Here is a 13,163-nt window from a genome sequence, read left to right as displayed (position 1 = left end):
CCAGCCACTGGCTAACGGGCTGCGGCCATTGGTCGCATTGAGCGCAGCCACATCACGCACCCGTAGCTCAGCTGGATAGAGTACCGCCCTCCGAAGGCGGGGGTCACAGGTTCGAATCCTGTCGGGTGCGCCACACAAAGCAAAAGGCCCAGCAACCGCTGGGCCTTTTGCTTTGTGTGGTGGCCTGACGGCCGATACCAACCTGTCGTTCGACAAATCGCAACGCGATTTGGGCGGAGCAAAGCGACGGGGCAACGCCCCAAGAATCGCCAAAGCGATTCGCAGCCAATCCTGTCTCGCTTAGACCACGCCAGGGCAAAAGCGCGCCTGCTGCTCTGCAAGGCCTACCCTGATACCCCTCGCAGCTTTCACCCGACACATCGCAACGCGACTCCAAACTGTCGAATTTTGGCAACTCTCTAGATTACCGCAGGCGTGCTAAGAGCTGGGATGGAGCGTCCTCCTTCGGCCGATAGCCGCATCATAGGTCGCAATCTTTTTCCTGATGCGCAGGAAAGCCATGATTCCTCGCTGCCCACACAACAATAAGCGTTGCGACCAACAAAATTAGCAGCGCCGGGGAGAATGCCGCCACGCCTAGGCGGTCCAGCAGAACGCCGCCGATTATGCCGCCGCCCGCGATAGCCATATTCCAAGCGGTGACCAGCATTGACTGCGCAACGTCGGCCACGTCGCCAGCGGTCTTGGCGATGGCAGTCTGGAATAGCGTTGCCGCGCCGCCGAACGCCAGGCCCCAAGTGGCCACCGCAACATAAACCATGGTCGGTGCATCAGCCGCTACACCGAGTACCAACGCCGCTAGGCCAAACAAGGCCGTGCTAGTGAACGTCAACATGCGCAGATGACGGTCGATTAGTACGCCGACGAGCCAGATACCCAGCAGGGATGTGACACCAAACACCAGTAGCACCAAGTCTATGCGTTCGGCCATTCCCGTCGCCGCAAGGAACGGCGCAATGTAGGTGTACAGGATGTTGTGCGCTAGCACGAAGACCAGCACCACGAAAAGCACCGGGCGCACACCTGCCACGGTGAACACACGCCCCAGCGACAATCGCTTGTTCGGTACCTGCCCTGCGTAGTCCGGCATCTTGATGCGTACCCAGACCATTAGAATCAGTGCTAGTCCACTCATTATTCCGAAGCACGTCCGCCACCCCGCGAAATTGCCGAGGAAGGCTCCAGCCGGCACGCCGAACGAGAGAGCCAATGGCGTGCCCACCATCGCAATGGCAATAGCTCTGCCTTTCTGGTGTTCGGGCACCATGCGCGCTGCATAGCCAGCCAGAAGCGCCCAAAGCAGCCCAGCCGACACCCCCGCTAAGAAGCGTGCAACCATCGTCAGCACGAAGCTGCCGGAAAACGTGGTCACGGTGTTAGCAACCACGAAGCCGGCGAGGGTCGCCAGCAGCAACGGGCGGCGGCGTACGCCCTGCGTGGCGGCAGTCAAGGGGATTGCCGCGGCCAGCGAGCCGATGGCATAGATCGTTACGAACTGCCCTGCCAAAGCCTCGGATATTCCTAAGCCGACGCTAATCTGAGGCAATAATCCGGCCGGTAAGGCTTCGGTCAGAATCGTGACGAAGCCAGCCAATGCCAGGGCCAGCAGTGATGCAATAGGAAGGCGTGCACTTTGCGCGCCGAAACCAAGAGATGTAGTAGAAGTTTCCATAGGCCTGCCTTTTAGGTACCGATGACAGGCACAAATGGCGTGGAATCGGCACGAAATGAATGTAGGCCGTTATGCTGAAAGTATTTTAGAAACAAGACAATAATGCTAATTTTCAGAACATATCGGACAAAAATTCACAGACAGGCAAGACAATGGAATCCCTCAACGGCATAGCGTTCTTCGTGCAAGCGGCAGAAACCCGCAGCTTTACCGAGGCTGGGCGTGTCCTCGGCGTGTCTTCGTCGGCCGTGGGGAAAAGCGTGTCCCGACTGGAAGATCGACTGGGAGTGCGTCTGTTTCATCGGAGCACGCGCAGCATCACGTTGACTGCCGAGGGCGCGCTGTTCCTTGAACGCTGTCGGCGAATCCTGTGCGAAGTCGAGGCGGCAGAACTGGAACTGTCCGAAACCCAGCAAGCGCCAAAGGGGCGGCTGCGCATTAGCCTGCCCCAGGTCCGAACGCTGGTCATGCCCGCACTGACTGCCTTCATGCACCGCTACCCCGCCATCGAGTTGGACATTGATTTCTCGGACCGTCTAGTAGACGTGATCGAGGAAGGTTTCGACGTCGTTATGCGTACGGGAGAACCGACCGATTCGCGCCTCATGTCGCGTCCACTCGGAAGCTACCGGCTGCAACTTGTTGCCTCGCCTGGCTACCTTGCAAGCCACAGGCCACCCGAGGTTCCTACCGATTTGGTACATCACACCTGCTTGCACCACAAGTTCCCCACTTCTGGAAAGCTCGAGCCGTGGCCGTTAAAGCGCTCTAAAGGCGCGCCAGAATTCACAATGCCTGCCTCGATGATATGCAATACGTCTGAGGGGTTGATGGATGTAGTCTTAGCGGGCCTAGGCATCGCATGTCTACCGGACTTCATGGTGCGGCAGGCCATCGAACGGGGGCAGCTGGATTCCGTGCTGGACACATACATCGAACACCAAGGCACTTTCCGGTTGCTCTGGCCATCCAGTAAGCATCTTGCGCCGAAGCTTCGTGTCTTTATCGACTTTATGGTCGAGGCGCTTTTTGCGAAACAGGTGGTGGCGTAAGGAAAGACCGGGGCTGATTACGAGTTGCTTTGCTAAGACGGGGTTACTCCGCTCCCCAGTGTTCGCTGGTCTGCCCTGTGTCCCGTATACCTCGGCTGGCAGCTTCTGGCCGATTCTGTTGAAAAACTCGGTTCAGCGTGAGTAACGACCTGTGCTGCCGTTGCCGCCAGCACGGTTATCACGGCATCGCATGACCTTCCGGTACTTCGCTGGGCTGTTTTGCCCGGGTTTGAGGGTTAATTCGAGGGTTTGTGCAGCGAGTGGGCGCACCTATCCTGTATGCGGTGGGCCCTGAGGCAATAGCTTCGCCATGCGCCGCAGGTTCTGCACCAATGCAGCTATAGTGAATTCATCGGTAGCACCGCTCAGGCCTCGAAGCCTTATACGATCAAGCTTCGTGATGCGTTTAAGATGGGCGAAAAGCATCTCGACCTTCTTTCGTTCGCAGCGCGAGACGATGTACTGCGGCGTGTTACTTACGCGTCGAGCGACATCGCGGGCGGCCTCATGGATGCTGCGTGCGATCTTTCTGGTCGGTGTGTTGGAGCAACACTTTGACTTCAGAGGGCATGTGTCGCAGTCACCTCGACTGGAGCGATAGATGATGGTGTTGTCCTTGGTCACTTTCGACCGTTGTTGGCTAACGATACGCCATCCGTTTCGAAGCGGCTTGTCTGCAGGGCAGCGGTATTCATCAGCCTCCGGGTGCCACCGGAAATCGTTACTGGAGAAGCTATCATCTTTACGCTCGGTCTTATCCCAGACGGGCACATGCGGCTCAATGTTTTTTTCTTCCACCATCCAAGCCAGCATCGGGGCAGTGCCGTAGGCTGTATCGCCGATAAGACGTGCAGGCGTCAGGTCGAACTGCGCTTCAGCTCGATCAATCATTGTTCTGGTCGAGTCAACTTCGGCAGTTCTGTGCGCCGGCGTCGCTTCCACGTCGACGATCACGCCGTGCTCTGTATCGATCAAGTAGTTCGTCGAATAGGCAAAAAAGGCGGGGCCACCGGGTGCTGCAGTCCATCGTGATTGAGGGTCAGAAAGAGACACTTTCTTGGGCAGCGTTTCAGCCAGCGCTTCGTCATCCAGCGCCTCTAGGTACTCGCGCACCGCTCGGCTGCTAAGTGCTGCGTTACTCCAGTCGACTTCATCTCTTGCGATACCACGTTGTTTGCTGGCGTCTGCCTTGATGACGCTGGCGTCGACAGCGACCCCCTCTCCCTTCACCAGTCCGGCTGCCATGCAGCGCCGCAGTACTTCGTTAAACAGCCAACGAAATAGGTCACTGTCACGGAAGCGGCCATGGCGTTTTTTAGAAAAGGTCGAGTGATTGGGTACTTCGTCCTCCAAGCCCAATCGGCAGAACCAGCGATAGGCCAGGTTCAAATGCGCTTCTTCGCACAGTCTGCGCTCGGAACGAATGCCGTAGCAGTAGCCGACGATGAGCATCCGCACCATCAGCTCAGGATCAACCGAGGGTCGCCCAATGGGGCTATAGAAGTCCGCGAGGTAGGAGCGTAGATCCGAGAGATCTAGGCACTGGTCGATGCTGCGTAGCAGGTGCTGAGCTGGGACGTGGTCTTCTAGGTTGAACGAGTAAAACAGCCGATGCTGTCCTCCCGGTAACTGGCCCATCATGCTGCTCGCTCCCACATTGGCTGATGGCTCAATTTTGCCAACGGCATGAGATCGCAGCTACTTTTTCAACAGAATCACCCAAAAGAGATCGTTCACAGGGCTGTGAATGATGTTGCGGCGACGCCTAGGAGCACGCGTGCGTGGCGCGTGCCCATCAGCACCCAGAGATACTCTCGATTTACCTTTTTCTGCCTTCATATGCTTGCAACTTCCTTCCCAACCAAGGGGTACCGGAGCATTTGCGCAAGCCTTCAAATAGACTCACCACCAGTAGCAGGGTGCTGATAAGCGCGCACCGTGAGACATTTCGAATGCGTTACATATCAGGCACCTAGCTAATAACTATTCTAGCTATGACACTCTTTCGATGACCATCGCAATACCCTGTCCAACACCAACACACATGGTACACAGGGCGTAACGGCCATTAATTCTTTCCAATTGATTAACAGCAGTAGTGACCAGTCGTGCACCACTCATACCAAGAGGGTGTCCCAGCGCAATGGCTCCACCGTATCGATTAACCCGTTCGTCGTCGTCAGCGATGCCAAGCTCACGGAGCACAGCCAGGCCCTGACTGGCAAACGCCTCATTGAGCTCAATCACATCCAGATCGGCGATAGCCAGGCCTGCCATCTGAAGCGCTTTCCGAGTAGCAGGCACCGGACCGATCCCCATGATTCTTGGCGGGACGCCGGCCGTTGCTGTTGCCAGAATTTTGGCTCGCGCTTGCAACTGATGCCGCTGACAGGTGGGCTCGTCAGCCAACAGCAAGGCACAAGCACCATCATTCACTCCGCTGGCGTTGCCCGCGGTAACGGTGCCGCCAGCGCGCACCACGGGTTTCAAGCGGGCCAGCGCATCCAGCGATGTTTTGCGCGGGTGCTCATCTCGCGAGACTACTTTCGGCTCACCTTTTTTCTGATGCACTACGACCGGCACAATCTCGGAATCGAGTACACCGTTCTCGATGGCCGCGGCCGCCTTGTCCTGACTTCGTAAGGCAAACAGGTCCTGGTCCTCACGAGAGATAGCAAACTCGTCGGCCACGTTCTCGGCGGTTTCCGGCATTGAATCAACACCGTAAAGATGAGCCATCGCCGGATTGACGAATCGCCAGCCGATGGTGGTGTCCTGCATGGTCATGCCTCGTGAAAATGCCGCATCCGCCTTGCCGACCACGAAGGGCGCACGGCTCATCGACTCTACGCCGCCGGCAACGATCAAACTGCATTCACCCGAATTAATCGCACGAGCCGCTGTGCCCAGTGCGTCCAGCCCTGATCCACACAAACGATTGATTGTCGTTCCCGGCACAGAGACGGGCACCCCTGCCAGCAGCGCGGCCATCCGTGCGACATTCCGATTGTCTTCACCAGCCTGGTTGGCGCAGCCGAGAATCACCTCGTCCACAGCATCCCAGGGGATATCCGGATTGCGTTCCATCAATGCTCTGATCGGGATGGCAGCCAGATCATCGGCGCGCACTGCAGACAGTGCCCCTCCGAAGCGGCCAACTGGTGTTCTGATTGCATCGCATATGTAGGTCGCCATAAGCCTGCTCCACTCGATTGAAAGAGCGGCGATAGTAGCCAGCAGCGCGCTGTTAACCGCTTTCGAATATGTCATGGCAGGATGATTTTTAGTAAACCCTCATAACTACTGCATTGACTAACATCGGCGTCACATTCACCAAGCAGCGGAATTTAGATCTATGCATTTCCACTTCACAGAAGAACAACAAGCCTTTGCAGACTCCGTACGACGCTTCGCTCAGCGCGAACTCGCTGATGGCGCTTTGGAACGAGCGCACTCCCACGACTACCCGTGGGATGTAGCCTCCAAGCTGGCCGCCCAAGGGATGCTTGGCATCACCGTGAAAGAGGAAGATGGCGGCATCGGCGGCTCATTGATGGACGCCGTCATTGCCATTCAGGAACTGGCTCTGGTCTGCCCCAAAAGTGCGGACGTTGTGCAGGCCGGCAACTTCGGTGCGATCCGCACGTTTGCCGAATACGCATCTCCCGAGCTGAAAGAGCGCTTTCTACCTGATCTGATTGCGGGTAAGAGCCTGCTGGCATTGGGCATGAGCGAACCTGGTGCCGGCTCTGCAGTAACAGAGCTGAAAACCTCAGCCGTTGAAGATGGGGACCACTTCATCATTAATGGCTCAAAAGTGTTCTCAACCCACAGCCCGCACGCCAACACCTTCCTCATCTACGTTCGCTTCGGACCTGGCCTGAGCGGTATCGGCTCTGTCATCGTGGAGCGAGGCACGCCCGGCTTCGAAGTGGGCCAGCCGTCCTCGTTCATGAGCGGGGAGGAATGGTGCCAGCTGTACTTCACCGACTGCAAAATCCCGAAAGCCAACGTGCTGCTTGGCCCCGGCGGCTTCAAGAAGCAAATTTCCGGCTTTAACGTAGAGCGTATCGGTAACTCTTCCCGCGCACTGGCGCTCGGTCGTCACGCATTCAACGTAGCGAAAGAGCACTGCCTGACCCGGGAGCAATTTGGTCGTCAGTTGTGCGAATTCCAGGGTCTGCAATGGATGTTTGCGGAAATGGCAGTGAAGCTTGAGTCGGCACAGATGCTGCTCTACCGGGCCGCGGCAAACGCCGATGGCGGTCTGCCGTCTGCCTATGAAACCAGCGTTGCCAAGTACGCCTGCAACATGGCTGGCTGGGAGGTTTCGAACAGCGCATTGCAGGCGATGGGGGGCTATGGCTACTCGTCAGAAGCGCTGGTTGAGTACTGTGTCAAACGGACCCGCGGCTGGATGATTGCTGGCGGTTCGATTGAAATTCTAAAGAACCGTATCGCCGAGGATGTCTTTGGACGCCGCTTCGATCAACGCGCCAAGAAAGCCTGAGCAGGGAGCAGAATTTATGCTTAAACCCCTTACTTCTTCGGTTGCGGATGCGCTTTTGCGGCCCAAAAGCGTTGCACTCGTCGGCATCTCTGATGACAGCAGTAAAACGGCATCCAGACCACTGCGTTTTCTCCGGGCTGCCGGCTACCAGGGCACTATCTACAACGTCAACCCAAGCCGCTCAGAGGTGCAGGGCGAAAAGGCCTACCCCTCCCTGAGTGCGCTACCGGAAGTTCCTGAGCATGCCTTTATCCTGACTAACTCCGATCTGGCAGTAAGCGCCATCGAAGAATGCGGACGCCTTGGCATTCCGGTGGCGACCATTCTGGCTGGCGGCTTCTCAGAGTCGGGAGAGGAAGGCAAGGCGCGCGAGCTGAAACTGCTCGAAACCGCCGAACGGACCGGCGTCCGCATCCTCGGGCCCAGCAGCCTTGGCGTAGTCAATTTGCACGAAAGTCTGATTCTGACAGCCAACGCCGCGTTTGCTGAACCCGACCTGCCTACCGGCGGCATATTCTGCGCATCTCATAGTGGCAGTATGCTGGGAGCCCTGGTATCGCGCGGAAAAAGTAAGAACGTTGGTTTTGCGGGGCTGATATCGGTCGGAAGCGAGACCAACATCAGCATTGGCAGTATTTGCGAGAGCACTCTGGATGATCCCAAGATCACCGGCTACATGCTGTTTCTCGAGTCGCTGCATCATGCCAATGACCTCAGACGCTTTGCCCTGGCTGCAGCCAAGCGAGGCAAACCCGTAGTGGCCTACAAGCTGGGGCGCTCTGACGTAGCAGCGGAGCTGGCAGTTTCTCATACCGGAGCGCTGGCAGGCGAAGACGCCGTTGCTGAGACCTTCTTCAGAGATTGCGGTATCGCACGCGTTGAAACCCTGGAAGGCTTTCTGGAAGCTATTCCGCTGCTGTCACGCATTCCGCTGGAGAACGCTCGCCTCCGTTCCGGTAAACGTCCCTCTATCGGTGTCGTGACCACCACGGGTGGCGGTGCCGCCATGGCCGTTGATCAGCTCGGGGTGCGCGGCCTGGCCGTGGTGCCTCCCTCTGCTGAAACGCTGGCCCGCATGGCTGCTCGCGGCGTCGAGGTCAACCCGGGCGGGATTGTCGATCTGACGCTGGCAGGAACCAAGTATGAAGTGATGAAAGCGACACTGGAAGTCATGCTGACCGCGCCTGAGTTCGACATGGTATTGGCTACCGTCGGCTCCTCTGCCCGCTTCAACGCAGACCTTGCGGTCAAGCCGGTTGTCGACTCGCTGAGTTTTAGTGACAAGCCGCTGGCTTGCTTTGTTGTGCCTGAAGCGCCTGCAGCACTCGAGTTGCTGAGCTCCGCCGGCGTGCCGTGCTTCCGCACTCCTGAGGCATGCGGCGATGCAATAACCGCCGCCTTTTCTCGACGCCATCCGAATAGCTGCGAACTGCCGGCCGTTGAGCCAGGCGCACAACGCATGCTGAACGAGTGTGACGCCTACCGGATGATTAAGCCTCTTGGCGTCACCCATGCTCCTTTCCAAGTCCTGGATGTCAACCAGCCGGTCCCGGAGCTCCCGTTTGATTACCCGGTTGTCGTCAAAGTTTTGCACGATGAAATCGCCCACAAAACCGACGTCGGCGGCGTCGTGCTGCCAGTCGCGAACGCCGAGCAGCTCGCTCAAGCGATGCAGCAGATCGTCACCAGCGTCGGCAGGCATCTGCCAGAACTAACGATAGAAAAAGTGCTGGTTCAGGCGATGGACAAGGGCCTTGGTGAGGTGCTGGTAGGCTATCGCCGCGATCCCGACGCGGGCCCTCTCGTCATGCTCGCAGCTGGCGGCATCCTGACGGAGATCTACTGCGACCGGGCCATGCGCCTGGCGCCGGTTAGTGTTGAGCAAGCACGGGAAATGGTGAGTGAGGTGAAGGCATTGCAGGCATTGGCAGGCTATCGCGGACGACCGGAAGGTGACCTCGAAGCCATCGCTGAAGCTGTTAGTGCTTTCTCCAAATTGGCCATGCAGACCGACTGCGTTGTGATTGAAGCGGAAATGAACCCCTTGCTTGTGAAAGGCAAAGGCGACGGCGTGGTTGCCGTGGACGCGCTGATCCGAATCGCCTGAGGAGCCTTTGATGAGTGACTACATCAGCATCCAGCGCAACGGTAACGTTGCGCTGGTCTATATAAACAATCCGCCCGTGAACGCAGGTTCACTGGCGGTCCGTCGGGGCATACTTGAGGCTATTGAGCTGGTTGAGCATGATTCAGCCCTGATTGGTGCCGTCCTTATCGGAGCGGGAAAAACGTTTATTGCCGGCTCTGATCTAAAGGAGTTTGGCGCGCCCCTGGAAGAGCCCCAGCTCCCCAGCGTAATCAAAGCAATTGAGCGCTGCAGCAAACCGGTGATCGCTGCAATTCATGGTTCTGCACTGGGTGGAGGGCTGGAATTAGCCCTCGGTTGTGATGCCCGGGTAGCCGCCATCGATAGCATGGTTGGACTGCCGGAGGTGACCCTTGGCATGATTCCTGGCGCAGGCGGTACGCAGCGCCTGCCTCGCCTCGTCGGCATACCCAAGTCAATTGAGTTGATTTGCGCGGGCACCCGCCTCAAAGCCGAAGAAGCACACCGCCTGGGCATTATTGATGCCATTTCCATTGGCAACCTGGCCGACTTCGCAGTGGACTACCTGCGAACGCTCGGCAGCAAACGTCAGGTTCTGGCGTTGTCGACGCCTGCCGCCGAGACCCAGGATATCGAGGCGGCCGCGGCTGCGGCACTCAAAGCAGGACGACATCGTCCGCAAGTCATCGCAGCCATCGATACGATTAAAAGCGCGGCTAGCACTCCAGCCGACCTGGCACTGGCGGAAGAGCGCCGCATTTTCCAAGACCTGCGACTGTCAAATGATGCCTTTGCACTACGCCACCTCTTCTTTGCCGAACGCCAGTCAAGCAAACGGCTCGAGCTGGATGGTGTGCCTGGGGCTGAAGTGAACCGCGTTGCCGTCATTGGGGCCGGGACGATGGGCTGCGGCATTGCACTGGCGCTGCTGCAAGCTGGCCTTGAGGTTATTCTGCTCGAACAGAACCCGACCGCCCTGCAAACCGGCCAAGAGCGGATTGCTCAGGAGTACCAGCGCCGCGTCGCAAAAGGCCGTCTTTCTCAGGCATCAGCTTATGATGCACTGGCCAGACTCAACCCGACTGTCGACTGGGCCCAGCTGTCGGCAGCCCAATTCGTCATTGAGGCTGTTTTTGAAGATCTGCAAGTGAAGCAGGAGCTGCTACGCAAGGTGGAGCCACTGCTCCGTGATGGCGCAATATTCGCCACAAACACCTCCTATCTGGATATTGACCAGATCGCCGAGGCCGCGCAGAAACCTCAGCAAGTCATTGGCATGCACTTTTTCAGTCCTGCCAACGTAATGCGCCTGGTTGAGGTGATTTCCGGAATGTATAGCGCGCCCGCCGCTGTCAGCACCGGCTTTGCTCTCGCCAGGCGTCTGGGCAAACTGCCAATCGTTGCAAACAACGCCTTCGGTTTTATCGGCAACCGACTTTACGCTGCGTACCGTCAGCAATGTGAGTACATGCTGGAGGAAGGAGCACTGCCGTCGCAAATTGACCAGGCCATGGAGGCTTTTGGCATGGCAATGGGGCCTTTCGCGGTAGCGGACTTGTCCGGTCTGGATATCGCATGGCGTATGCGCAAGGCTCGCGCCCATCTGCGTTCCGAGGGCGAGCGCTACTGCCGTATTCCCGACCTGTTGTGCGAGCAAGGCCGACTGGGCCGAAAGACTCAGGGTGGATACTACAGCTACGACGAGCGCGGAAACCGACAGGAGGCAGAAGAGGTCAACAGTCTGATTCTGCAGGAATCCCGTAGTAAGGGGTTTACCCGACAGGCGTTTACACAGCAGCAAATCATTGAGCGCGCACTGCTTACCATCGCCAACGAAGCTGCGCTGCTTCTGGCAGAAGGCGTTACGACGCGAGCAACAGACATTGATCTGGTCATGGTTAATGGTTTTGGTTTCCCGAAATGGGAGGGCGGACCGGGCTTTTGGGCTGCAAACCAGCCACTGAGCAAGCTGAACGCCCAGCAATCAAACCTGGCGAAGGTATCGGGAAGTACATTCAAAATGGGTGATCTGTCGGTATTCCATTACCTGCACAACCAGCCATCAAAACGCTCTGCATGACCCTTGTGCAGAGTTTCTCTGCCATATTCAGCCACACGGAAAACGACCAGGCCCGATGCTCAGCATCGGGCCTGGTCCATACGCTGCCCTATCACACCCAGAGCCGCGTACATTGACACGGAAAGCACCTCGACGAAGGCTATCCAACGCGCATTAACAGCCCACTAAACCAGCACGTCGCCGCGGCTCATACCAATATATGCGGAAGACCACGCGAAGAGTCAAAGGAACACAGCCACTGACTTGCAACCCTGCAAGGGCGTAAAGCGCGTGGTGTACTTGCATCATGCTGCCGGCCCTGGCAAGCAACATGATGCAGACAAATGGCCCTATCCCAGAGAGACGAGGTTAAGCTCACGCAGCTCGATGCTATCCAGGGACCAGATTTTCTCCGCCAACCCCTGCGCTGCACCAGCACCGATAACCGGCACAACCAATTCGGAAAACTTGTCATTCAACTCCCGGTCACTCAACGGGGCTTCCGGATCGCCTCTGCGATGCGCAGCGAAGTGCTCCAACACACGCCCGCCCTTGAGTACAAGACGAACCCGTGCCGAGCGGCTCGAAGGAAACCGTGCACTCAGCTCCGGGCAAGCATTGAGCACGACGCGCTGCATGAGCTCACGTGTTGCGCCATCCAACAGACGCTCATTCGAGAAGGCTTCCAGTCTGACGCTGCCAAAGCGCAACGCCTGCACCAGCACATAGGGCATGCTGAACTTGGCTTGATAGGCTGATACAGGCGCATAGTTACCTGTTACATCCAAAGCCGTCTGATAGGTGTCAACCTCAATGCGTTCGACATCAGCAAGCTCGGACTCCGACAACTGCGAGCGGAGCGATTGCACACCGTCAATAGCAGCGAAGGTGTGGCCGCAGCAGCAGTGACTTTTGTGAGTCACCCGAGTGATGTTGTAGACCTCTCCCAAGCCCTGGGTCACCTTGTTCCATTGAGGCGACTTGCTCATGGCCGCACCAAAGCCGACCTCTCCCTCAAGAATATCCAGTGCGCCAGTCACGCCGTTATAAGCCGCCCGCGCTGCGGTAACTCCCGAGGAAGCGGCATGTCCACCGTGCAGCGCTTTGGTCATTGAGTCGGACCGAAACGCCTGCTGAAGCCCAGCCGCAAATGACCCGGCGGTTGCAAGCGCATGAGCCATAACATCCCGACTGGTGGGCGCTAGCAGGGACGCCGCAGCCGCGGCGCTAGCAAAGCTGCCGATGGTGCCAGTAGTGTGGAAATAATGGTAATGGGATGGCTGCACTGCCGCGCCAATACGGGTCGATACCTCATAGCCAACCATGATAGCCCGCAAAAAATCGGCCCCCGAAGCACCGATGTGTTCGCCTACTGCAAGCGCTGAGGCAACCGTCGGCACCCCCGGGTGATAGACAGCATCCTTAAAAATGTCATCAAACTCGACAGCATGGGAAGACGTGCCATTGATCCACGCCGCTGTCGCCGGCAAGGATGTCGCCCCGAAACCCGGCAGACTGCTCTTGCCAAGATTGCGTTCGTCCGCGTGGGCGGCAGCAAGATTCATCGCTACCGGCTCACGGGTGCCCGGATACAGTGATGCAAACCAGTCCAGAACTGCACGCTTGCTATGGTGCAAAACGTCGACGTCCATCCGCGAATCTGCAGTACTTACGGCAAAGTCGGCGAGTTGCTCAATTAACGTGGCCATATCAGTCTCATCATCCATTCACAGTAGGTTGAG

Annotated in this window: 8 protein-coding genes and 1 tRNA gene; 5 read left to right on the top strand and 4 right to left on the bottom strand. The window is 57.6% G+C overall.

Annotation, left to right across the window (positions count from 1 at the left end; translation table 11 throughout):
• The first annotated feature begins 56 nt into the window (after positions 1-56).
• A tRNA-Arg gene (locus ASB58_RS13715) sits at positions 57-133 on the top strand.
• A 348-nt stretch (positions 134-481) separates the two neighbouring features.
• On the opposite strand, the gene ASB58_RS13710 is transcribed toward ASB58_RS13715, so the two are convergent.
• Positions 482-1,693, bottom strand: coding sequence for an MFS transporter (locus ASB58_RS13710; RefSeq protein ID WP_118131263.1), 1,212 nt, complete (start codon positions 1,691-1,693; stop codon positions 482-484).
• A gap of 152 nt (positions 1,694-1,845) precedes the next feature.
• Between ASB58_RS13710 and ASB58_RS13705 the strand changes: the two genes are divergently transcribed.
• Positions 1,846-2,745, top strand: coding sequence for a LysR family transcriptional regulator (locus ASB58_RS13705; RefSeq protein ID WP_118131262.1), 900 nt, complete (start codon positions 1,846-1,848; stop codon positions 2,743-2,745).
• 270 nt (positions 2,746-3,015) lie between these two features.
• On the opposite strand, the gene ASB58_RS13700 is transcribed toward ASB58_RS13705, so the two are convergent.
• Positions 3,016-4,386, bottom strand: a complete 1,371-nt coding sequence (locus ASB58_RS13700; RefSeq protein WP_118131261.1) for a transposase — start codon at positions 4,384-4,386, stop codon at positions 3,016-3,018.
• Positions 4,387-4,737: 351 nt separating this feature from the next.
• On the bottom strand, positions 4,738-5,940 hold the full coding sequence (gene pcaF, locus ASB58_RS13695) for a 3-oxoadipyl-CoA thiolase (protein ID WP_118131416.1): 1,203 nt from the start codon (positions 5,938-5,940) through the stop codon (positions 4,738-4,740).
• A gap of 160 nt (positions 5,941-6,100) precedes the next feature.
• Between pcaF and ASB58_RS13690 the strand changes: the two genes are divergently transcribed.
• Genes ASB58_RS13690 through ASB58_RS13680 form a run of 3 tightly spaced genes read left to right on the top strand, consistent with a single transcriptional unit; the run spans position 6,101 to position 11,442 of the window.
• Positions 6,101-7,255: an acyl-CoA dehydrogenase family protein gene (locus ASB58_RS13690; RefSeq protein ID WP_118131260.1), complete on the top strand. Its 1,155-nt coding sequence runs from the start codon at positions 6,101-6,103 to the stop codon at positions 7,253-7,255.
• 16 nt (positions 7,256-7,271) lie between these two features.
• Positions 7,272-9,362, top strand: a complete 2,091-nt coding sequence (locus ASB58_RS13685) for an acetate--CoA ligase family protein (RefSeq protein WP_118131259.1) — start codon at positions 7,272-7,274, stop codon at positions 9,360-9,362.
• Between the two features lie 10 nt (positions 9,363-9,372).
• A complete protein-coding gene (locus ASB58_RS13680) occupies positions 9,373-11,442 on the top strand; it encodes an FAD-dependent oxidoreductase (protein ID WP_118131258.1) in 2,070 nt (689 codons plus the stop codon).
• Between the two features lie 329 nt (positions 11,443-11,771).
• On the opposite strand, the gene ASB58_RS13675 is transcribed toward ASB58_RS13680, so the two are convergent.
• Positions 11,772-13,130 (bottom strand): MmgE/PrpD family protein, encoded by a 1,359-nt coding sequence (locus tag ASB58_RS13675; protein ID WP_118131257.1) that lies wholly within the window; start codon positions 13,128-13,130, stop codon positions 11,772-11,774.
• Positions 13,131-13,163 lie beyond the last annotated feature (33 nt).

The organism is Pseudomonas abyssi (assembly GCF_003444685.1).
Classification (GTDB): domain Bacteria; phylum Pseudomonadota; class Gammaproteobacteria; order Pseudomonadales; family Pseudomonadaceae; genus Halopseudomonas; species Halopseudomonas abyssi.
This window is presented reverse-complemented; position numbering and strand designations above follow the sequence as displayed.

Excerpts from the sequence above, each read along its gene's own strand:
- ASB58_RS13710 (WP_118131263.1), bottom strand. The coding sequence starts at position 1,693 with ATGGAAACTTCTACTACATCTCTTGGTTTCGGCGCGCAAAGTGCACGC.
- ASB58_RS13705 (WP_118131262.1), top strand. The coding sequence starts at position 1,846 with ATGGAATCCCTCAACGGCATAGCGTTCTTCGTGCAAGCGGCAGAAACC.
- ASB58_RS13700 (WP_118131261.1), bottom strand. The coding sequence starts at position 4,386 with ATGATGGGCCAGTTACCGGGAGGACAGCATCGGCTGTTTTACTCGTTC.
- pcaF (WP_118131416.1), bottom strand. The coding sequence starts at position 5,940 with ATGGCGACCTACATATGCGATGCAATCAGAACACCAGTTGGCCGCTTC.
- ASB58_RS13690 (WP_118131260.1), top strand. The coding sequence starts at position 6,101 with ATGCATTTCCACTTCACAGAAGAACAACAAGCCTTTGCAGACTCCGTA.
- ASB58_RS13685 (WP_118131259.1), top strand. The coding sequence starts at position 7,272 with ATGCTTAAACCCCTTACTTCTTCGGTTGCGGATGCGCTTTTGCGGCCC.
- ASB58_RS13680 (WP_118131258.1), top strand. The coding sequence starts at position 9,373 with ATGAGTGACTACATCAGCATCCAGCGCAACGGTAACGTTGCGCTGGTC.
- ASB58_RS13675 (WP_118131257.1), bottom strand. The coding sequence starts at position 13,130 with ATGGCCACGTTAATTGAGCAACTCGCCGACTTTGCCGTAAGTACTGCA.